Here is a 21,528-nt window from a genome sequence, read left to right as displayed (position 1 = left end):
ACCGGGGCGGACGCGGGAGCCGAAGTGCTCGAGCGCGCACGCGCGTGGCTCGCGCAGGACCCCGACGGCATGACGCGCAGCGAGCTGCGCGCGCTCATCGAGGCCGCAGAGGCCGGCGACACGGCAGCGGCGGACGAGCTCGCCGACCGCTTCTCGGCGCGCCTCGCGTTCGGCACCGCGGGCCTGCGCGGCGCGCTCGGAGCCGGCAGCAACCGCATGAACCGCGTGCTCGTCGCCCAGGCGGCCGCAGGGCTCGCCGCCTATGTCCGTGAGCAGGCCGGGCTTCCACCCCTGGCCGGCGCCGTGTCGGCGCACGCCGACACCGATGCGGATGCCGACGGAGGCGTAGCGGCGCAGGACGCGTCGCCGCACGCGGAGCACACCGACGCGACCGCCGACCAAGGCACCCCCCACGCACCCGCGGAGCGCGCAGCGGATGCCGGCGCCGAGGATGCAGCGGAGACACCGGGTGCCGCTGCAGAGGTCGAGGCCGAGACTCGGGACGCCGCTGACGCGGCGACGATGCCCGACGCGCCGGAGCTCACCGAGCCGCCGTCCACCGATGCCCTGGAGGCGGAGGGGCCGGAGGTCCCCGGCATCCTCGACCAGGCCCCGATCGTCGTGATCGGGTACGACGGTCGTCGCAATTCCGACGTGTTCGCGCGCGACTCCGCCGAGATCTTCGCCGGCGCGGGCTTGCGCGCGATCCTGCTCCCCCGCCTGCTGCCGACCCCCGTGCTCGCCTTCGCGGTGCGGCGCTTCGGCGCGGCAGCAGGCGTCATGGTGACCGCGAGCCACAATCCGCCCGACGACAACGGCTACAAGGTGTACCTCGGCGGCGAGGACGACGGCTCGCAGATCGTCTCACCCGCCGACGCGGAGATCGCCGCGCACATCGCGCAGGTGGCGGAGGTCGGCGACATCAGCACCCTCCCCCGCTCGCTCGCCTTCGAGGTGGCCACCGAGAGCGTGGTCGACGACTACGTCGCGGCGACCGCCGCCGTCGCCCCGGCACCTGCCGGAGCCGACGGCCTCACCTGGGTGTACACCGCGATGCACGGCGTCGGGTGGGAGACGCTGTCGCGCATCCTCGAGACTGCCGGCTACCCTGCGCCCGTGCCGGTTTCGGCGCAGCTCGAGCCCGACGGCACCTTCCCGACGGTCGCGTTCCCGAACCCCGAGGAACCCGGCGCGATGGACCTCGCCTTCGAGGCCGCCCGCGATGCCGGCGCCGAGCTCGTGATCGCCAACGATCCCGACGCCGACCGGCTCGCCGTCGCACTGCCCGACGACTCCGCCGAGGGCGGCTGGCGGCGGCTGACCGGCAACGAGATCGGGCTGCTGCTGGGGTGGCGCGCCGCGCAGCTCGCGACGGCTGACGGCCCCGCCCCCGAGGGCGCCTCGCTGGCCTGCTCGCTGGTCTCATCCCCCGGCCTGCAGGCCGTCGCCGAGCACTACGGCCTCGACTTCCACGCCACCTTGACCGGCTTCAAGTGGATCTCGCGCGCGCCTGGCATCGTGTTCGGGTTCGAGGAGGCGCTCGGCTACCTCGTGAACCCGGGCACCGTGCGCGACAAGGACGGCATCTCGGCCGCCGTGGCGATCCTCGGCATGGTGACCGAGGCGCGCGGTCGCGGGGCGACGCTGGCCGATCTCCTCGCCGAGTTCCAGGAGCAGTTCGGGGCCTTCGCGAGCGACCAGGTGTCGATCCGCGTCGACGACGTGTCGCAGATCTCGGGCATCATGGCGGCGCTGCGGGCGCGGCATCCGGAATCCATCGGAGATGTCGCGGTGGACCGCGTCGACGACCTGCAGGATGGGTTCGACGACCTGCCGCCGGGCGATGTCCTGCGGCTCTGGTTCGCGGACGGGTCGCGCGTGATCGTGCGGCCGAGCGGCACGGAGCCCAAGCTCAAGCTCTACCTCGATGTGCGGGGCGAGTCCCGCGACGACGCAGCCGCGCGGGCCGCCGCGCTCGCGCACGGCGCCCGGGCGCTGCTCGTCGAGTACGGCGGCTGACCCGCACGACGGTGGGATGACGGATGCCGCGGGCAGCGGCATCCGTCAGTCCATCGTCAGCGGAGCACGAAGTGGCCGGGCGCGATCTCGGCGAGCGCGGTGCCGTCGGGCTCGACGCCGACCGGCTCCGGCCGCGTGGAGATCCGCTCCAGACGGCGTCGCGCCTGCACCGGGTCGGTCGACAGCGCAGCATCGAGGAGATGGCGCGTGTAGGGATGCTGCGGCGACGCGAACACCTCGGCGGTGGGGCCGAGCTCGACGATGCGACCGCGGTTCATCACCGCGGTGCGCGTCGCGATCTCGCGCACGACCGACAGATCGTGCGAGATGAACAGGTACGTCAGCTCGAGCTCGCGCTGCAGACGCAGCAGCAGTTCGGTGACCTGCGCCTGGATCGACATGTCGAGTGCTGAGAGCGGCTCGTCGCAGACCACGAACCCCGGACGAACCGCGATCGCGCGCGCGATGACGATGCGCTGACGCTGGCCGCCCGAGAACGCGCGCGGACGCCGATGGACGGCGTCGCCGTCGATCCCGACCGCGGCGAGCGCCTCGATCGCCTGCGCGCGCGGGTCCGCGTCGGGGGCGAGCACGGTGAGCGGCTCCATGACGTTCTGGAGTGCCGTGCGGTGCGGGTTCAGCGACGAGAACGGGTCTTGGAAGATGACCTGCATCGACCGGTGGTAGGGCGCACGGCGGGCGCGGGCGAGCGTCGTGAGGTCGACGCCGTCGTACGTGACGGTGCCGCTGGTCGGCTCGTCCATCTGCAGGATGCAGCGCCCCAAGGTGGACTTCCCGCTCCCCGACTCGCCCACCACGGCGAGCGTCTCGCCGCGTCGGACGGTGAGGTCGACGCCGTCGACGGCGCGGACCGTGCCGGTCGTACGGCCCCAGGCGTTGCGCAGCGGGAAGGTCTTCACGAGGCCCTCGACCCGCACGAGCTCGTCGGTCGGCTGGCCGGTCATGACTTCTCCTCACCGGTCGAGGGCGCGGCGGGCGCGGCATCCAGCAGTTCCCGGGTGTAGGCATGCTGCGGCTCGCGGAAGACGCGGTCGACCTCGCCGGACTCCACGATGCGGCCGTCCTTCATCACCAGGACCTCGTCGCAGACGGCGGCGACCACGGCGAGATCGTGCGTCACGATGAGCACCGTCAGCGAGCGCTCGGCCTGCAGGGTGCGCAGCAGCGCGAGGATCTGCGCCTGGATCGTGGCGTCGAGCGCCGTCGTCGGCTCGTCCGCCAGCAGCAGCTCCGGCCGCGCGAGGAGGGCCATGGCGATCATCGCGCGCTGACGCATGCCGCCCGAGAGCTCGTGCGGGTACCGCGACAGCACACGGTCGGGGTCGGGGATGCGCACCGCGACGAGCGCCTCGCGTGCGAGCGCCGTAGCCTGGCGTCGTCCCACCCGCTGGAACCGCTGCGCCACCTCGGTGAGATGCGCGCCGATTCGCACGAGCGGGTTGAAGGAGGTCATCGGGTCCTGGAAGACCATCGCCGCCGGCAGCCGCTCGCGCGACATCGCGGTAGTCACGTCGCGCCCGTCGAGGAGCACCTGACGCCACTCGCGCGTGGCGCCCTCGGGAAGGATGCCCATGAGCGCACGCAGCAGCATCGTCTTGCCCGACCCGGACTCTCCGACGATCCCGACGACGCGTCCTCGCGGCACCCGGAACGAGACGTCGTCGAGCACGCGCACGCGGCCGCCCGTGCGGCCGGAGAGTTCGACGTCGAGGCCCTCGACGCTCAGCAGCACGTCGGCGGCCGTCGAGGCGGTGCTCGACGTGGCGGCGGGTCCGACGCCACCCCACGCCTCGCGCTGCCCGCCGGCAGCGGAAGTGGGCACCGTCATGACGCTCCTCCTTCGCTGACCGTCTGCCGCAGCGCATCGCCGAGCACATTGAACGAGAGCACGGTGAGGAGGATCAGGATGCCGGGGATCAGGGCCAGGTACGGCGCCGTCTGCAGACTTCCCTGCGCGGATTCGAGGAGGCTTCCCCACGACGCCATCGGCGGCTGGATGCCGAGTCCGAGGAAGCTCAGCGCCGACTCGGTGAGGATCGCGGTCGAGATGCTCGCCGTCGCGGCGACGATGATCGTCGGCGCGGCGTCGGGCACGACGTGCCGCCACATCACGAGCTCGCGCCGCACGCCGATGTAGCGCGCGTAGCGCACGAACGCGCGTTCGCGGAGTGTCAGCGTCTCGGCCCGCACGAGGCGGGCGGTCGCCATCCACGAGAACGCTCCGATGACGAAGATGATCGTCCAGAGCCCTGGCTTGAGGAACACGCTCGCGACGATCACGAGCACCATCCACGGGATCGACGACAGGAAGTCGACGAACCGCATCAGGAGGTCGTCGATCCGGCTGCCGGCATATCCCGCGACGAGACCCACGACGACGCCGATCGCTGTGGCTGCGATCATCGCCAGGATGCCCACGGTCAGCGAGATGCGCCCGCCGTAGACGACGCGCGAGAAGTAGTCCCGGCCGAGCTCGTCGGTGCCGAACCAGTGGGCGGCGCTCGGGGGCTGCCAGCGGATGGAGAGGTCGGTCGAGGTGGGATCCAGCGGCAGGAGCGGAGCGAGCAGCGACACCGCACCGACGACGACGAGGAACGCGATGGCCAGCAGGGCCGCGACCGAGCCGAACGACCGCGTGCGGTGCACCAGGGTGTTCGCGTCGATCGCGGCGGCGACGTTGGGAGTGGTGGCGGTCATGAGCCCGCTCCGATCCGGATGCGCGGGTCGACCACGACGTAGAGGATGTCGGCGACGAGGTTGCCGACGATGACGAGCACGGCGGACAGCAGCAGCACCGCGAGCACGACCGGGTAATCGAGGCTTCGCGTCGCCGTGAGGAAGTAGGGGCCGATCCCTGGCCAGCCGAAGATCGACTCGGTCACGATGGCGCCGGTGACGAGGATCGGCAACGCGAGACCCAGCTGCGTGATGATCGGCAGCATCACGTTGCGGCCGACATGGCGGGTCAGCACCTGACGGCGTGAGGCGCCGAACCCGCGCTGCACGAGCACGTAGTCCTGCGAGAGCTGGCTGATGGTGGCGGAGCGCACGTACCGGGCGAGCTCGGGGAAGAACGCGACGACCAGCACCAGGAACGGCATCACGAAGTGCATCAGGAAGTCGACCGGGTCGCCCTGCTTTCCCACGGAGTGCATGCCGATGATCGGGAACCATCGCAGCTGGTAGCCGAACACGTAGATGACGAGGAGCGCGAACCAGAACGACGGTGTCGCGATACCGATGCCGGCGAGCCCGTCGATCGTCTTGTCGACGACAGTGCCGCGACGGGAGCCGGCGATCAGGCCGAGCACCACGGCGATGATCAGGGCGACGATATACGCCGGAGCCACCAGCATGACCGTGTTGGGGATGCGGGCGGCGAGCTCTCCGGCGATCGAATGCCGGCTCACGAGCGAGTAGCCCAGGTCGCCTTGCAGCACGCCTGCCAGCCAGAGCCCGTACTGGACGACGATCGGCTGGTCGAGGCCGTAGCGGGCGCGCATCGCCGCCTGGGTCTCCTCCGACATCTGCGGCGTCGTGATGGCGTCGACCACGTCGTAGGGCGCCGCGTGCAGCAGCAGGAACACCACGAAGGTCACCAGCAGCAGCATCGGGACGACCTGCAGCAGGCGTCGCAGGATGTAGACCGCCATCGTTCTCCTTTCCGGGCGATGGGCAACGGATGCTCGGCTCAGGGAGACCGCCGGGCGGATCCTCCGCCGAACACGACGACGTCACGGGCACCCGCAGTGGATGCCCGTGACGTCGGTCGGTCACTGCTCGGTGAGAAGCCCGAAGTTCTCGAGAGTGTAGATCGGGACGAGCTTGGCGTCCTCGACGCCGCCGATCCGCGGATTCACGGCGAGGATCTTGAGGTTGTCGGCGAGCGGGAACACCACCGCGTCCTCCGCGATCTGCGCCTGCAGGTCGGCGTAGATCGACGCGCGCGCGTCAGGGTCGAGCTCCACAGCACCCTGATCGAACAGCGCGTCCGTCGCCGGGTTCGAGTACGAGAAGTAATTCGCCGACGCGCCCGTGCGGTACAGCAGGCTGTAGGCGTCGGGGTCCTGGCCCATGATGTAGCCGCCGAGGAACGCGTCGTACTGCGAGTCGGCGCCCTTCTGGATCTCCTCGAAGACCGCCGCCGGCTCGATGCCCGCGAGCTCCACCGTGATGCCGGCGTCCTGCAGCTGCTGCTGGATCAGCGTCGCCTCGGTCGTCTGCGCGGAGTCGGAGTTGGCGTAGGCCAGCGTGAGTGTGAGGTCGGACACGCCGGCCTCCTCGAGAAGGGCTGCCGAGGCATCCGCGTCCTGCTCGTACTTCTCCACGTCCTCGGTGGCGTAGGCGTTGCTCGGCGGGAGGATCGTGTAGGCGCTCTCGTAATAGTCCTCGCTGAGGAACGCGCCGGTGTTGATCTCGTCACGGTCGAGGGCGAAGAAGATCGCCTGGCGCACCTTCGGGTCGGTGAGCTTCGCCGCGTTGAGACCGAGGTAGGCGACGCGGCCCTCCGCGTACGGGTTCACGTTCAGTCCGGCGCCCTCGAGCTCGGTGACCTGGTCGGGGGTCGCGAACGAGGCGTCCACCTCACCGGTCTGCAGCGCGGTCTTCACGGTGTCGGGGTCCGACACGATGCGCAGCGTCACCTCGGGGATCTTCGGCGCCTCGCCGTAGTAGTTCTCGTTCGCCTCGAACGTGAGGTACTGGCCACGCTCGTACTCGGCGAGCTTGTACGGGCCGGAGCCGACGGCGATCGGGTCGAGTTCCGAGACCGAGAAGTCGGTGACGTCGCCGTACACGTGCTCGGGGATGATGTACGTCTCGGTGGCGATGTTGCTCAGGGCCGCCGCGCTGACGGTGGGCAGGTGGAAGACCACGGTGCGCTCGTCGGTGGCCTCGGCGGTGATCGGCTGATCGCCGATCCACAGCAGGTCGGCGTTGCCGTTCTCACGGACCGCCTTGTTCGTGTAGGTGAAGACGACGTCGTCGGCCGTGAGCGGCTCGCCGTCGGACCACTTCAGGCCGTCCTTCAGGATGACGGTGACCGAGAGGCCGTCGTCGGCGGGCTCGATGGACTCGGCCAGCTCGTTGACGACCGTGCCGTCGCCTTCGACGCGCGCGAGCGGCGAGTACACGAGGTTCGTGACCGTGAGGCCCCAGCGGTCTCCGACGTTGATCGGGTTGAGCGATGTCGGGTCGCTCGCGATCGCGTAGGTGAACTGTCCGGTCGCCTCGGCGCTGCTCGTCTCGGGTGCCGCTTCGCCCTGCCCGCAGGCCGCCAGTCCGATGGTCGCCGCCAGTGCCAGTGCGATGGGGGCGATCACTCGCCTCTTCGTCTTCATCGTGGTTCGAGTCCTCTTCGCTGTGCATGCGCCCGAATGGACGCACCGTTCGAGCCTAGGTCGGCCCCCGAGAGGGAGGCTCCGATCGGCCGAACAATTGCGAAGTATGTCGACGCGGCGACATGCACATCGAGCCCTAGGCTCAGAGGATGCTGCTCACCCTGCCCATCGCGCTGGAGAACGCGTACGTGCGCCTCGAACCGCTCGCGCCCGAGCACGAAGCCGACCTCGCCGCGGCGGCGGTCGGCCTGGAGCACACCTGGTACACGTCCGTGCCGCGTCCCGACGGCATCGCCGCCGACATCGCGCAGCGGCTGGCGTGGCGCGATGAGGGCCACATGAACCCGTGGGCCGTCCGGCGCCTCGACACCGGGCGCGTGGTGGGCACCACCACCTTCTGCAACATCGACCAGCCGAACCGCCACGTCGAGATCGGGCACACCTGGATCGGGCGGGAGGCGCAGCGCACGGCCGTCAACACGGCGTCGAAGCTGCTGCTGCTGGGCCACGCGTTCGAGGCGTGCGACGCGATCGCGGTCGAGTTCCGCACGCACTGGCACAACCGCCAGTCCCGCGCCGCGATCGCCCGGCTCGGCGCCCGGCAGGACGGCGTGCTGCGCAACCACCGGCTCGGCCCCGACGGCACGCTCCGCGACACCGTGGTGTTCTCGATCCTCCCCCACGAGTGGCCCGCGGTGCGCCTCGACCTCACCGAGCGCCTCGCCCGCGGCTGACCCGGCACCCCGGCCTCCGTCGGCGAGACGCGCAGACTCCGTCCACCTCCGGCCCGGGCTCAGCCGTCGATGACGGCGACGAGCTCGTCGAGGAAGGCGTTGAAGTCGGTGCCGCGGCGCACGATCCGCTGCACGCTGTCGCGCTCGCTGAACACCTCGACGAACTGCTCGAACACCGTCTGGAACGCCTCGCGGTCGGTCTCCGAGAACGCGACGAGCGCGACGACCTGCACGCGCCCGTCGCCCCACGCGATCGAGGGGTCGGCGATCCCGATCGCGATGGCCGTGCGGGACGCGGTCATCTCGAGGGCGTGCGGCACCGCCAGCGCATCGGTGAACGCGGTGGACGAGAGCCGTTCGCGCTCGATGGTGCGCTCGACGTACGCGGCGTCGATCACGCCGCGCTCGAGGAGCAGCGCCCCCAGCGCACGGATCACCCCCTCCTCGCCGGCCGCCGCGACGTCGTCGAGCCCACGCAGGAAGGCGGACGGCTCGAAGTAGCGCTCGAGCTCGGCACGCAGCCTCGCGAGCCGCCGGGAGCGACGGATGCGGCCTGCCGCGGCCTGCACGCGCTCGACGTCCGCGTCGGTGAGGAAGGGCTGGATGCGCACGATCCGCTCCTTCGTCACGGGCGGGTCGATGGTGGTGAGCACGAGGTCGGTGTCGATCGACGCCCAGTCGGGATCGACGCGCGTCTCGACGCCGACCACCTCGATGGCCTGCCCGAGCGAGCGGTCGACGCTCGAGCGCAGCAGCTCGTGCAGGTCGTAGTAGCCCGGGCACACGATGGTCGCGGTCAGCAGCTGGTCGGCACGCCGGCTGCGCTCCAGGCGTCCGCCGACGTGCATCGCGATGTAGGCGATCTCGTCGTCGGGCAGCGGGATGCCGAGGCGCTGCTGCAGGCGGCTCGCGATGAACACCGCCACCTCGAAGATCATCGGATACGTCGACTTGAGCGAGCGCGTGAGCGGATTGCGCGACCACGCCTGCTCCCGCGCGCGGTGCAGCAGGTTCTGCACGTGCAGCGCGAGCCGGACCACGAAGTCGTCGTGGGCGATGTCGACCAGGAACTCCTCGGCGGCGGCGGTCACGACGTCGCGCACCGCCGCTTCCACCTCGGGGTCGAGGGTGGACGGTGCGGTCACGGATGCGGCTCCCGCGAGCCCGTCGGGCGCGACGACGCGGGTGAGCACGAGGGTCGCCAGGTGCTGCAGGTCCCCGCTGCCGAGCCGCACGCCGAGGTGCCGCTCCGAGAGTTCCTCGATGATGGCGGCCACCTGGGTCTGCGTGGGCCGGTCGCCGGCGTCCGAGCCGATCGCGTCGAGGGGCCGGTCACGGGCGGTGCGGTCCGCGGCGATCGCGATGTGCATGACGACGTCGGCGATGCCGATCTCGTTGACGAACCACCCGAGCTCGCCCAGGCGCGCGACCAGCTCGGTCTTGAACGGGCCGAAGGCCTCGGCCCCGACCGAACCCTCACCGAGCGTGCGCCGGAGGGCGGCGAGATCGAAGGATCCGGCATCCATCTCGTCATGGGCGAGCTTGCTGAGCAGCCGACGCTGCGCGCCCTCGGTGCCGCGCAGGCGGGCACGGGAGGCGGAGCGCTCGAGGGTGAGCTCGGTGCCGCCGAGCAGCCCGCGGACTCGCGCGAGGTCGGCGTCGAGCGTCGCCGGTGAGACGTGCAGCGCGTCGGCGGTCTCGAAGACGTCGATGCCGTCGGGGGCGTCGAGGAGCGCACGCACCAGCGTGTGGAGCCGGTCGCGCGGCGTGCCGGCATCGCTGCCTGCACGCAAGGCGGCCGCGGCCTCGGAGCCTGCCCGATAGCCCTGCGGGCCGGATTCGACCGCCGTGCCCGGCGCAACGCGCGCGTTGGCCGCGGTCACGTATGAGCGGATGCTGCGCGGAGTCACGCCGAGGGCGTCGGCGAGGGCCGATGCCGTCACCCAGTCGCCGTCGCGCAGGAGCAGTCCGAGCACGCGATCTTGCCGGGCCCGGGTCACCTGCCCAGTCAACCACGCCCGCCCCACTCGGGCGCGGGAGCGGGGCGCAATGCGCCGTCGCGCACCGCGGCGTTTCCGCCCCTGCGGAAGAAGGAGTGGTTGTCCCCTCTCAGCGTTCTCACAAGAATGGCCAGTGAGGAGGCGGGTCGATGAGGATCCTTGTGGTCTGCGGAGCGGGTGCCTCGAGCACCTTCGTCGCTCAGCGCGTGCGTCACGCGGCACACGCCGAAGGGCTCGACTACTCCGCCTTCGCCGGCACCGAGCAGTCGCTGCCCATCGATCTCGATGCCGCGGACGTCGTCCTGGTCGGACCGCATCTCGCGCACGCGCTGGAGCGCATCGAGCGGGATGCCGCCGCACGGGGCACGACCGTGGTGCTGCTGCCGTCCGACATCTTCGGAGATCGCGACGGAACCCGCACCCTCGCGCTGGTCCGCGCCGCGACCGGAAGCCCCGGGGGGCCGCTTCCGGCCGCGGACGCGGGCGCGCACGACACCCCGGCTGACCGACCCCGAACCGCGAGCTCATGACAGAGCAGTCCTGAACGAGATCCAGAAGAACTCCTGAACCAGATCCAAGAAAAGGGGTCACGACATGCCACCCATCTCCCGCACCGTCCGGATCGGATCGGCGCACGGGCTGCACGCGCGCCCTGCGAAGCTCTTCGCGCAGGCGGCGAAGGATGCCGGCATCCCGATCACGATCGCGAAGGATGCCGGCGGCCCGGTCAATGCGGCCAGCATCCTCGGCGTGATCGCGCTGGGCGTGGAGCAGGGCGACTACGTGACCCTCACGGCTGACGGCGACAACGCCGACGCCACGCTCGACACCCTCGCCGAGCTGCTCACCACCGACCACGACGCGGAGGCCTGACATGTCCGAACTGCGTGGTGTCGGAATCGGCCTGGGCGTCGCCCAGGGACCTGTCGCGCGCATGGCGGAGCCCGCGCCCGCCCCGGCCGACGCGCCCAGCACGCTGAGCGTCGACGAAGAGAAGGCGCGGGTGACGGATGCCGTGGCCGCCGTCGCCCGTGAGCTCGAAGCCCGCGGAATCCAGGCGGGCGGCGCCGCACAGGAGGTGCTCGAGGCGCAGGCGATGATGGCCGAGGATCCGACTCTCGCCGACGAGGTCGACGCCCGGCTGGCCCAGGGGCGGACGGGCGAGTTCGCCGTGTTCGACGCGTTCGCGTCGTTCCGCGACCAGCTCACCGCGCTCGGCGGCTACCTCGGCGAGCGTGCGGCCGACCTCGACGACGTCGCCCAGCGGGTCATCGCCCGGCTGCGCGGCGAGCCGGCGCCCGGCGTGCCCGACCCCGGGCATCCGTTCGTCCTCGTCGCCAAGGATCTCGCACCGGCCGACACCGCCCTGCTCGACCTCGACAAGGTGCTCGCGCTCGTGACGACCGAGGGCGGCCCCACGTCGCACACCGCGATCCTCGCCCGCGAGAAGTCGATCGTGGCCATCGTCGGCGCGGTCGATGCCAAGGACCTCCGCGACGGCGAGACCGTGATCGTGGATGCCGCCGCCGGCGTCGTCACGACGGCGCCGACGCCCGACGAGCTCGAGCGGGCGCTGCGCCGCGCCGAGGACCGGGCATCCGCGTCGTCCGCGCCGATCACCGACGGTGCCCTCGCCGACGGCACGCCGGTGCCGCTGCTCGCGAACCTCGGCAAGCCGGAGGGCGCGATCGACGCGGTGGCGCTGGGCGCCGAGGGGGTCGGGCTCTTCCGCACCGAGTTCCTGTTCCTGAGCTCGGCGCAGGCTCCCACCGTCGAGCAGCAGCGCGAGGCCTATACGAAGCTGCTGTCGGAGTTCCCCGGCAAGAAGGTGGTCGTGCGCGTGCTCGACGCCGGGGCCGACAAGCCGCTGGCGTTCCTCAACGACGCGCACGAGGAGAACCCGGCGCTCGGGCTCCGCGGCATCCGGGCGCTGCGCGCGAGCGAGGACATCCTGCGCGAACAGCTCACCGCACTGGCCGAGGCGGATGCCGCGACCGACGCCGACCTCTGGGTCATGGCGCCGATGGTGGCGACCGTCGAGGAATCGGAGTACTTCACCGACATCGCCCGTGACTACGGCATCAAGACGGCCGGGGTCATGGTCGAGGTGCCCTCCTCCGCGCTGCTGGCCGACCGGATCCTGTCGTACACCGACTTCGCGTCGATCGGCACCAACGACCTCACGCAGTACACGATGGCCGCCGACCGGCTGCTCGGCTCGGTCGCCTCGCTCCAGGACCCATGGCACCCCGCGGTGCTCCGGCTCATCCGGGAGGTCGGCGACGCCGGCCGGGCGCACGGCAAGCCCGTCGGCATCTGCGGCGAGGCGGCAGCCGATCCGCTCCTGGCCGTGGTGCTCGTGGGCCTCGGCGCGACGAGCCTGTCGATGGCGCCCACGGCGCTCGCCGACGTGCGCGCCACGCTGCTGAAGCACACCATCGAACAGGCGCGCGACATCGCTGCAGCCGCCCTCGCCGCGTCCGACGCGGCATCCGCTCGGACAGCGGCGCAACAGGCCGCGGCCGGCAGCGCAAGGACAGCCGCCCAGACGGCGGCCACCACCCGATAGGCCGCCCGCAGCTGCGGCAGAACCAGAAGAAGGAGACAGCAAGATGACAACGGCGTCTGTGCCCGCATCGGGCACCAGCAAGGCACGGGTCGGAGTCCAGCGCTTCGGCACGTTCCTGTCGGGCATGATCATGCCCAACATCCCGGCCCTGATCGCGTGGGGCATCTTCACGGCGTTCTTCATCGCGGTCGGCTGGACCCCGGTGCCCGCACTGGCAACGCTCGTGGGGCCCTTCATCCACTACCTGCTGCCGATTCTCATCGCGTACACGGGCGGCAACATCATCTACGGCGTGCGCGGAGGTGTCGTCGCGTCGATCGGCACATTCGGCGCGATCGCCGGGTCGGACTACCTGATCGCCCAGATCAACGCCGACCTCCCGGCAGACAACCAGCTCGGCCAGGTGCACATGTTCATCGGCGCGATGATCATGGCCCCCATCTGCGCCTACTCGATGAAGTGGCTCGACAGCCTGTGGGAGGGCAAGATCAAGGCGGGCTTCGAGATGCTCGTCAACATGTTCTCCGCGGGCATCTGGGGCTTCGTGCTCGCCATCATCGGCTTCTACCCGATCGCGTGGGTTGTCAACGGCGTCATGCAGATCCTGAGCAACGCGGTGGACTGGCTCGTCTCCATGAACCTGCTGCCTCTCACGAGCATCATCATCGAGCCCGCGAAGGTCTTCTTCCTGAACAACGCCATCAACCATGGGGTGCTGACCCCGCTCGGCATCCAGGAGTCGGCCGACACCGGATCGTCGATCCTGTTCCTCCTCGAGGCCAACCCCGGGCCTGGCGTGGGACTGCTCCTCGCGTTCACCTTCTTCGGGATCGGCGCTGCTCGCGCCTCCGCCCCCGGAGCCGCGGTTATCCAGTTCTTCGGCGGCATCCACGAGGTCTACTTCCCGTACGCGCTGATGAAGCCGATGCTCATCCTCGCACTGATCGCGGGCGGCATGACGGGCGTCACGACGAACATGCTCCTCGGGGGCGCGTTGCGAGCCCCGGCGGCACCAGGCAGCATCTTCGCGGTCATCGCCCAGGTCGCCAACAACTCGTACGTCGCGGTGCTCCTGTCCGTCGTACTCGCTGCTACGGTGACGTTCTTGATCTCGTGGGTCATCCTGCGCGCCTCCCGCAAGCGCGACCTCGAGGCGATGGCAGCGACCGACGACGCCTTCGGCGCGGCGATCACGCAGACCGAGGCGGCCAAGGGCAAGTCCTCCGACGCGCTCTCGGGCCTGCGGGGCGGCGCCGCCACCGGAGCCGACGGCGGCATCGAGCCGGCGACCATGACCGAGCGCGAGATCAAGAACATCGTGTTCGCGTGCGACGCGGGCATGGGCTCGTCGGCGATGGGCGCGAGCGTGCTGCGCAACAAGATCAAGAAGGCAGGCATCGAGGACGTCACGGTCGTCAACAAGGCGATCGCCGCGCTGGACGGCTCGGCCGACCTGGTCATCACGCAGAACCAGCTCACCGACCGGGCGCGGCAGAAGACGCCGAACTCGGTGCACGTGTCGGTGGACAACTTCATGAACTCGCCGAGATACGACGAGGTCGTGGACCTGGTGCGCTCGCAGCATGAGGATGGTGCGTAGCTGAGACCGCGGTGGGGCCGGGCGGGCGCTTCATGCCCTCGGCCCCATCGCCTCGCTCCGGTCGCGCACACGCCGCGGCCGGCGTGAACGCCGGGGGCGGCATCCGTCCCGCAGGCAGGACGAGTGACGACGACAGACGAGACAACGGCGAAAGGCGAAGACATGGCACGCGAGGTTCTGAGCATCGGCCAGGTGCGCATCCACTCCGGAAGCGCGACGCGCAATGAGGCGATGAAGGAGGCCGCCGACATCCTGCAGGCCGCCGGCGCCGTCACCGGCGCGTACTACGACGCCATGCTGCAGCGCGAGCAGACCGTGTCGACGTACATGGGCAACGAGCTGGCGATCCCGCACGGTACGAACGAGACCAAGGGCGAGATCCTCGAGTCCGCGCTGTCGGTCGTGCGCTACGACGGCGGCGTCGACTGGGACGGCAACCCCGTGACGTTCGTGGTCGGCATCGCCGGAAAGGGGGACGAACACCTCGAGATCCTCTCCCAGATCGCCATCCTCTTCTCCGACGAAGACGACGTCGCCCGCCTGAAGCAGGCCCAGACGCCCGAGGAGCTGTTCGGCCTGGTCTCTGCGGCGGGCGTCTGATGAAGGCCGTCCACTTCGGCGCCGGCAACATCGGCCGCGGCTTCGTAGGCCTCCTCTTGCACGAGGGCGGATACGAGCTCGTGTTCTCGGATGTCGCCGCACCGCTCGTCGACGCGATCAACCACGTGTCCCGGTACACGGTGCACGAGGTGGGCGAAGGCGGCCGCGACACGGTCGTCACCGGGTTCCGGGCGATCAACAGCGCCGAGCATCCTGAGCTCGTCGTGGAGGAGATCGCGGGCGCCAACGTCGTCACGACCGCCGTCGGGCCGACGATCCTGAAGTTCGTCGCTCCGCATATCGTCGGGGGGCTGGCGCTGCGCGATCCGTCCAGTCCGCCGCTGCAGATCATGGCGTGCGAGAACGCCATCAACGCCACCGATCTGCTCCGCGACGAGATCAAGGCGCTCGCGGGCGATGCCTGGGACGCACTCGCCTCACGCGCGGTGTTCGCGAACACCGCCGTCGACCGCATCGTGCCCGGCCAGCCCGAGGGCGGAGGCGTGGACGTCACCGTCGAGCCGTTCTTCGAGTGGGCGATCGAGCGGCCGCCGTTCGGCGACGACCCTCCCCGCATCCCCGGCGCCCACTTCGTCGACGACCTCGAGCCGTACATCGAGCGCAAGCTCTTCACGGTGAACACCGGGCACGCCGCGACGGCGTACTTCGGCGCGCAGGCAGGGATCGAAGGGATCGCGCAGGCGCTCTCCGACCCCGCGCTGGCGGCACGCGTGGAGGCGGCGCTCGAAGAGACCTCGGCACTTCTCGAGGCCAAGCACGGACTCGATGCCGAGTCCCTGGCGGCGTACCGCGCCACGATCCTGAGCCGCTTCCGCAACACCGCGCTCCCCGACACGGTGTGGCGCGTGGGTCGTCAGCCGCTGCGCAAGCTGTCGCGACACGAGCGGTTCGTCGGACCCGCCGCCGAAGCCGCCGAACGAGGTCTCGGCGTCGATGCACTCGTCGCCGCGATGGGCGCGGCGCTGGCCTTCGACGACACCGAGGACGCCCAGTCGGTGGACCTGCAGCGGATGCTGCGCGAGCAGGATGCCGCCGGCTTCACGGCATCCGTCACGGGCCTCGAGCCGGAGCATCCGCTGTTCCCGAAGGTGCAGGCTGTCGTCGCGGCACGCCAGGCCGAGCTCGCGGGCTGACCGGGTTCGCAGGTTGCGCCGCTCGCGCCGGTCTACGCTCATCCCGTGACCCCGAACGCCCCCTCCGCCGAGCCCAGCCGCGACGCCGAGAGGGGAGCGGCCGCGATCGCCTCACCGACGCCGAAGCCTCGCCCGCGGGGCCTGCGCGTCCTGTGGTGGATCCTCGGATCGCTGGTGGCGGTCATCGTGCTCGGCGTCGTCGGCATCCTGATCTGGAGCCAGGTCGGCGTCATGGCCGCCGAGCCGGAGCCCCTCGCCGAGGTGCGGTCGAACACCGCCATCGAGATCACCGACACCGACGCGGGCATCGTGCTCTCCCCCGCCGGCGAGTCGGCCGACGTCGGCCTCGTGTACGTGCCCGGGGCGAAGGTCGACCCCTGGGCCTACGCCAACAAGCTCTCGGGACTCGTCGCCGAGGACGGCGTCACGGTGGTCATCACGAAGCCCTGGCTGAACCTCGCGTTCTTCGACCTGCGGCCGCTCTCGTCCTTCACCGACCTCGCGCCCGGCATCGACACCTGGCTCGCCGGCGGGCACTCGCTCGGCGGCGTGCGCGCCTGCCAGCTGGCGACGGATGCCGACGGCCTCGCCCTCTTCGGCTCCTACTGCGCGAACGACCTGTCCACGTCCGGCCTGCCGGTGATCAGCCTGTCCGGCAGCGAGGACGGGCTGTCGACGCCGGAGAAGATCGCCGACGCGCGGCCCCTCCTCCCCGCCGACGCCGAGATGCACGAGATCGAGGGCGCGAGCCACGCGTCGTTCGGCGATTACGGCCCGCAGCCGGGTGACGGCACCCCGACCATCTCGGACGACGACATGCGCGATCAGCTCACCGACCTCGTCGGCCCCTTCGCCCTCACCACCGCCGGTCGCTGACCGCACGGCCCCGGCGCCCGACGGCGCGGTGGACGGCCGACGGCGGCCGGGGCCGCCGGGTCCGCCGCCTAGGCTGGACTCCCGTGACCGTCATCCTCGCGGCGATCGCGGCCTTCGTCGCTGCGGTCATCCAGCGCATCACCGGGCTCGGCTTCGTGCTGGTGCTCGTCGGCCCCATCGTCCTCCTCTACGGAGCGGTGGAGGGCGTCACACTCGGCGTGATGCTGGCGCTCGTCGCGTCGCTGACCGCGATCCCGCTCGTGTGGCGACAGATCGACTGGGCGCGCTCGTGGTGGCTCATCTGGCCCGGAATCGTGGCGGCGCCGTTCGGCGCACTGCTCGTGCGCCTCCTCCCCGATGCCGCCCTGCTTCTGCTCATCTCCGCGATGGCGTATCTCGCACTGCTGGCGGGGCGCATCTCCGCGCTCTCCGCGTCGCTGACCGGGCGCATGGGCGCCGTGGTGTCCGGCTCCGCCGCCGGCTTCATGCACGTCGCGAGTGGATTGTCGGGTCCACCCTTGGCCGCGTACGCGGTGGGCGACCGCTGGCCGCAGCGCAGCTTCGCGGCCAGCGCGCAGCTGATCTTCGCCGTGTTCGGTGTGGTCTCGGTGGCGCTGCGGGGGCTTCCCGCCTCCCCGGTCGAGGATGTGGGGACCCTCGTCATCGCGACCATCGCCGGCATCGCGATCGGCACGATCCTCTCCCGCAACGTCGCACCGCGCATCGCCCGGGCGGCCATGCTGGCGCTCGCCTGGGCAGGAGCGACGGTGGTGCTCGTGCGCGGCATCCTGGCAGTGTTCATGTGACGGCTGCCGACGCCCGTCGGTCGCCGGATGCGCCTGAGCGCCGGGGTCGTACAACCGATTTCGGTTAATGCCGCTTCACGCTTAGTGTTCTGTCGGCGGAATCGTCACGCCGGCACGAGGACGTGCGCATCGACGAACGTGAGGACCAATGAGCGACCACCGATACGCCATCATCGGCGCCGGGCCATCGGGGCTGTCGGCGGCCCGCGCCCTGCAGAAGGCCGGGATCGACTTCGACGGCTTCGAGGCGTCACGGGGTGTCGGTGGCCTCTGGGACATCGAGAACCCGCGCTCGACGATGTACGACTCGGCGCACCTCATCTCGTCGCGCACCACGACGGAGTTCGCCGAGTTCCCCATGCGCACCAGGGCGGACTACCCGAGCCACCGTGAGCTGGTCACGTACTTCCGCGATTTTGCCGACCATTTCGGGCTGACCGAGCGCTTTCGCTTCGACACGAAGGTCACGTCCCTCGAACGCACGGAAGACGGCGGCTGGATGCTGCGGTCCGGCGGCGTCGCGGGCGACGCCGGCGAGCCGACGGAGCAGCGCTACGACGGCGTGATCCTCGCGAACGGCACGCTCGCAGAGCCGAACGTCCCGGCGTTCCGCGGCGAGTTCACCGGCGAGCTCCTGCACACCAGCGCCTACAAGTCCGCGACCCAGCTGACCGGCAAGCGGGTGCTCATCATCGGCGCCGGCAACTCCGGATGCGACATCGCCGTCGACGCCGTGCACCACGCGGCATCCGTCGACATGAGCGTGCGACGCGGCTACTACTTCGTGCCGCGGTATCTCTTCGGCAAGCCGTCCGACACGCTCAACCAGGGGCGGCCGCTGCCCGCTCGCCTGAAGCAGTTCGTCGACACGCGGGTGCTCCGCGCCTTCACCGGCGACCCGGTGCGGTTCGGCTTCCCCAAGCCCGACTACAAGATCTACGAGTCGCACCCGATCGTCAACACGCTCATCCTCAACCACCTCGGTCAGGGCGATCTGCGGATCGTGCCCGACATCGACCGCTTCGACGGCCGCACCGTCTGCTTCCGCGACGGCTCATCGGGCGAGTACGACACGGTGCTCCTCGCGACCGGCTACAAGCTGGACTACCCGTTCGTCGATCGCAGCGAGCTCGCCTGGAGCGGCATGGCGCCGCGCCTCTTCCTCAACGCGTTCACCCCGTCGTTCAACGGCCTGTACGTGATGGGCATGATCGAGGCATCCGGAATCGGCTGGCAGGGGCGCTACGAGCAGGCCGAACTCATCGCGGCCTACCTCGTGGCGCTCGAGCGTCACCCCGATCGCGCCGCGGCCTTCCGCACCAGAGTGACGAGCGAGCCCTGGCCGGACCTGACCGGCGGGTACCACTACCTCGGCCTCGAACGCATGTCGTACTACGTCAACAAGGACGCCTACCGCAGCGCCGTCCGCGCTGCCACGCAGGCCTTGAGGACGGATGCCGCTTCCCGCCCGTCGCGGCGGAGCCGCCTGGTCCGCACGCGCGCCGGCGTGCCGGGCAGCGGGTCGCATGCCGCCGGGAAAGCCGCCGAGAAGAAGGTGACGGCATGAACCCGGACGACGTCGTCCTCAGCTTCAATCCCGGCACTCTCGTCATCCTCAACGTGGTGCTCGGGCTCATCATGTTCGGCATCGCGCTCGACACCACGCTCGACGACTTCAAGGTCGTCGCCCGCAAGCCCAAGCCCTTCGTCATCGCGATCCTGGCTCAGCTCGTCGTGCTGCCGGCGGTGACGTTCGGGCTCACCCTGATCCTGCCGGTCACCCCGTCGATGGCGCTCGGCATGATCCTCGTCGCCTGCTGCCCGCCCGGCAACATCTCCCAGGTGCTCACGCACCGCTCCGGCGGCAACGTCGCGTTGTCGGTGTCGATGACGGCGGTGTCCAACCTCATCTACATCTTCGTGCTGCCCCTCTCCATCGCCTTCTGGGGCTCGCTGCACCCGACGGCGCGCGACCTGCTGGTCGCGGTCGAGCTCAACCCCTGGTCGATGCTGGTCGACATCCTGCTCATCATCGGCGTGCCGTTCGCCCTCGGCCTGTTCATCCGCAACCGGTTCCCGGTCTTCGCGGGCAGGGTGCAGCCGTGGGTGAAGTGGTTCTCGCTGATCGCGCTGGTCGGGTTCATCGTGGCCGCGCTCGCGGGGAACTGGACCTACTTCGTGGCGTTCCTCGGCATCATCGTCCTCGTCGTCACCATCCACGACGCCGTGGCGCTGAGCATCGGGTACTCGACCGCCGTCATCGGCGGGCTCGGCACGCGGGAGCGCAAGGCGATGACGTTCGAGGTCGGCATCCGCAATGCGGGTCTCGGCCTCGGCCTCGTCTTCGCGTTCTTCGGCGGCCTCGGCGGCATGGCCATCGTGGCCGGCTGGTGGGGCATCTGGGACATCATCGCCGGTCTCGTCGTCGCCGCCCTCTGGGCGCGGCACACGAAGCGCCGTACGGGCTCGACCAAGGGCGACGCGTCCCGTCACGCGCGGCGCAGCGCGAACGGCGGGTCGGGCGTGGGCGGTGCATCCGCCGCGCGCGGCGATTCCGGCCCGGGCGGCGCGACCGGCGCCACGGGGGCGGACGACGCAGCCGGTGGCCGGAGGCGCGGCGCCACCGGCGCGGACGACGCAGCCGGCCGGAGGTCCAGCGCTTCGGGCGCCGCGGAACCCGGCCCCTCGGCGGGAGCACCGGAGTGAGCCGCGCAGGCCACACCGGCGCAGCGCGCGCTGCCGCCGCGCTGAGCAGCCTCTCGACGCAGCCGATCACCGTGACCGATCCCGCCGCGCTCGACGTCCGTCACGAGCGTGTGCGGGTGCTGGTCACGGGCGGTGCCGGATTCCTCGGATCGCACGTGACCGCCGCGCTCGTCGCGCACCCCGACGTGGATCTGGTGGTGGCTGGCGACGTGCGACCGCCCGAGCATCCGATGGAGGGGGTCGTCTACGACGACTGCGACGTGACGCGTGCCGCCGGGCTGGTGCCGCTGCTCGAGCGTCACCGCATCGACGTCGTGGTGCACCTCGCGGCCATCGTCAACCCGGGCCGCGACCACGACCTCGAGTACCGCGTCGACGTCGACGGCTCGCGCCACGTGCTCGAGGCCTGCGTCGAGGCGGGAGTGCGCCGCGTCGTGGTGTCTTCGTCAGGAGCGGCCTACGGCTACCACGCCGACAATCCCGAGTGGCTGCGCGAGTCCGACCCTGTGCGCGGCAACGACGAGTTCCCCTACTCCAAGCACAAGCGCCTCGTCGAGCAGCTGCTCGCCGGCTACCGCACCGCGCACCCCGAGCTCGAGCAGGTGGTGTTCCGCATCGGCACGATCCTCGGGCCTACCGTTCAGAACCAGATCACCGCCCTCTGGGACGGCCCGGCGCTGCTCAAGGTGCGCGGCTCGGAGTCGCCGTTCGTCTTCGTCTGGGTCGACGACGTCGCCGCCGCGATGGCGCGCGCGGCGACCGACGGACCTCCCGGGGTCTACAACGTCGCCGGCGACGGCCGCGTCACGGTGCCGGAGATCGCGCAGCGCCTGGGCAAGCCGGTCGTGACGGTGCCGGCCGGTGTGCTCGGCGCCGGCCTGCGTCTGGGGCGGATGCTGCGGCTCACGGTCCACGGGCCCGAGCAGGTCGGCTTCCTGCGCTACCGCCCCGTGCTCGCCAACCGCTCCCTCAAGCAGGACTTCGGCTACACGCCCGGCAAGACCTCGGCCGAGGCGTTCGAGGCCTACCTCGCGACACACCCCGGCGTCGCTCGCCGCTGACCGGCCCAGACGTCGCAGAATCTCCCGAACTTCGCAGCTTCAC

19 protein-coding genes are annotated in these 21,528 nt (G+C 70.8%); 13 read left to right on the top strand and 6 right to left on the bottom strand.

Annotated elements, in window-relative coordinates:
* Positions 1 to 69 precede the first annotated feature (69 nt).
* Complete coding sequence (locus tag Q9R08_RS12110) at positions 70 to 2,019, top strand: phospho-sugar mutase (protein ID WP_308868491.1); 1,950 nt, start codon at positions 70 to 72, stop codon at positions 2,017 to 2,019.
* Positions 2,020 to 2,075: 56 nt separating this feature from the next.
* Here the strand turns inward: Q9R08_RS12110 and Q9R08_RS12105 are convergent, their stop codons facing one another.
* From Q9R08_RS12105 to Q9R08_RS12085, 5 genes are all read right to left on the bottom strand, one after another.
* Positions 2,076 to 2,984 carry an ATP-binding cassette domain-containing protein gene (locus Q9R08_RS12105; protein WP_308868279.1) on the bottom strand — a complete coding sequence of 303 codons (909 nt, stop codon included), beginning with the start codon at positions 2,982 to 2,984 and terminating at the stop codon, positions 2,076 to 2,078.
* Entirely contained in the window at positions 2,981 to 3,868 is an 888-nt protein-coding gene (locus Q9R08_RS12100; protein WP_308868278.1) for an ABC transporter ATP-binding protein, read from the bottom strand. The genes Q9R08_RS12105 and Q9R08_RS12100 overlap by 4 nt, the downstream gene beginning before the upstream one ends.
* Complete coding sequence (locus Q9R08_RS12095; RefSeq protein WP_308868277.1) at positions 3,865 to 4,737, bottom strand: ABC transporter permease; 873 nt, start codon at positions 4,735 to 4,737, stop codon at positions 3,865 to 3,867. Before Q9R08_RS12095 ends, Q9R08_RS12100 begins: the two co-directional genes overlap by 4 nt.
* A complete protein-coding gene (locus Q9R08_RS12090) occupies positions 4,734 to 5,693 on the bottom strand; it encodes an ABC transporter permease (protein ID WP_308868276.1) in 960 nt (319 codons plus the stop codon). Before Q9R08_RS12090 ends, Q9R08_RS12095 begins: the two co-directional genes overlap by 4 nt.
* A 120-nt stretch (positions 5,694 to 5,813) precedes the next feature.
* Entirely contained in the window at positions 5,814 to 7,379 is a 1,566-nt protein-coding gene (locus tag Q9R08_RS12085; protein ID WP_308868275.1) for an ABC transporter substrate-binding protein, read from the bottom strand.
* 149 nt (positions 7,380 to 7,528) lie between these two features.
* On the opposite strand from Q9R08_RS12085, the gene Q9R08_RS12080 reads away from it, so the two are divergent.
* On the top strand, positions 7,529 to 8,113 hold the full coding sequence (locus Q9R08_RS12080) for a GNAT family N-acetyltransferase (RefSeq protein ID WP_308868274.1): 585 nt from the start codon (positions 7,529 to 7,531) through the stop codon (positions 8,111 to 8,113).
* Between the two features lie 59 nt (positions 8,114 to 8,172).
* Here Q9R08_RS12080 and Q9R08_RS12075 read toward each other — a convergent pair whose 3' ends face one another.
* Complete coding sequence (locus Q9R08_RS12075; protein WP_308868273.1) at positions 8,173 to 10,113, bottom strand: BglG family transcription antiterminator; 1,941 nt, start codon at positions 10,111 to 10,113, stop codon at positions 8,173 to 8,175.
* Positions 10,114 to 10,262: 149 nt separating this feature from the next.
* On the opposite strand from Q9R08_RS12075, the gene Q9R08_RS12070 reads away from it, so the two are divergent.
* The 11 genes from Q9R08_RS12070 to Q9R08_RS12020 all read left to right on the top strand — a co-directional run bounded on the left by Q9R08_RS12070 (position 10,263) and on the right by Q9R08_RS12020 (position 21,485).
* Complete coding sequence (locus tag Q9R08_RS12070; RefSeq protein WP_308868271.1) at positions 10,263 to 10,643, top strand: PTS sugar transporter subunit IIB; 381 nt, start codon at positions 10,263 to 10,265, stop codon at positions 10,641 to 10,643.
* A gap of 64 nt (positions 10,644 to 10,707) precedes the next feature.
* A complete protein-coding gene (locus Q9R08_RS12065) occupies positions 10,708 to 10,986 on the top strand; it encodes an HPr family phosphocarrier protein (protein WP_308868269.1) in 279 nt (92 codons plus the stop codon).
* Between the two features lies 1 nt (position 10,987).
* A complete protein-coding gene (ptsP, locus tag Q9R08_RS12060; RefSeq protein WP_308868268.1) occupies positions 10,988 to 12,682 on the top strand; it encodes a phosphoenolpyruvate--protein phosphotransferase in 1,695 nt (564 codons plus the stop codon).
* A 43-nt stretch (positions 12,683 to 12,725) separates the two neighbouring features.
* Positions 12,726 to 14,282, top strand: a complete 1,557-nt coding sequence (locus tag Q9R08_RS12055) for a PTS mannitol transporter subunit IIBC (protein WP_308868266.1) — start codon at positions 12,726 to 12,728, stop codon at positions 14,280 to 14,282.
* 162 nt (positions 14,283 to 14,444) lie between these two features.
* A complete protein-coding gene (locus tag Q9R08_RS12050; protein ID WP_308868265.1) occupies positions 14,445 to 14,882 on the top strand; it encodes a PTS mannitol transporter subunit IIA in 438 nt (145 codons plus the stop codon).
* Positions 14,882 to 16,036 carry a mannitol-1-phosphate 5-dehydrogenase gene (locus Q9R08_RS12045; RefSeq protein WP_308868263.1) on the top strand — a complete coding sequence of 385 codons (1,155 nt, stop codon included), beginning with the start codon at positions 14,882 to 14,884 and terminating at the stop codon, positions 16,034 to 16,036. The genes Q9R08_RS12050 and Q9R08_RS12045 overlap by 1 nt, the downstream gene beginning before the upstream one ends.
* Positions 16,037 to 16,081: 45 nt before the next feature.
* Positions 16,082 to 16,912, top strand: a complete 831-nt coding sequence (locus Q9R08_RS12040) for an alpha/beta hydrolase (protein ID WP_308868262.1) — start codon at positions 16,082 to 16,084, stop codon at positions 16,910 to 16,912.
* Positions 16,913 to 16,995: 83 nt separating this feature from the next.
* Positions 16,996 to 17,718: a TSUP family transporter gene (locus tag Q9R08_RS12035; protein WP_308868261.1), complete on the top strand. Its 723-nt coding sequence runs from the start codon at positions 16,996 to 16,998 to the stop codon at positions 17,716 to 17,718.
* Between the two features lie 148 nt (positions 17,719 to 17,866).
* On the top strand, positions 17,867 to 19,285 hold the full coding sequence (locus tag Q9R08_RS12030; protein WP_308868260.1) for a flavin-containing monooxygenase: 1,419 nt from the start codon (positions 17,867 to 17,869) through the stop codon (positions 19,283 to 19,285).
* Positions 19,282 to 20,424 (top strand): bile acid:sodium symporter family protein, encoded by a 1,143-nt coding sequence (locus Q9R08_RS12025; protein ID WP_308868259.1) that lies wholly within the window; start codon positions 19,282 to 19,284, stop codon positions 20,422 to 20,424. Before Q9R08_RS12030 ends, Q9R08_RS12025 begins: the two co-directional genes overlap by 4 nt.
* Positions 20,421 to 21,485, top strand: a complete 1,065-nt coding sequence (locus Q9R08_RS12020; RefSeq protein ID WP_308868258.1) for an SDR family oxidoreductase — start codon at positions 20,421 to 20,423, stop codon at positions 21,483 to 21,485. Before Q9R08_RS12025 ends, Q9R08_RS12020 begins: the two co-directional genes overlap by 4 nt.
* Positions 21,486 to 21,528 lie beyond the last annotated feature (43 nt).

The sequence above is a fragment of the Microbacterium psychrotolerans genome (assembly GCF_031085295.1).
Lineage (GTDB): Bacteria > Actinomycetota > Actinomycetes > Actinomycetales > Microbacteriaceae > Microbacterium > Microbacterium psychrotolerans.
Note: the sequence above shows the minus strand (reverse complement) of the source record. Positions and strands in the feature narration are given on the sequence as shown.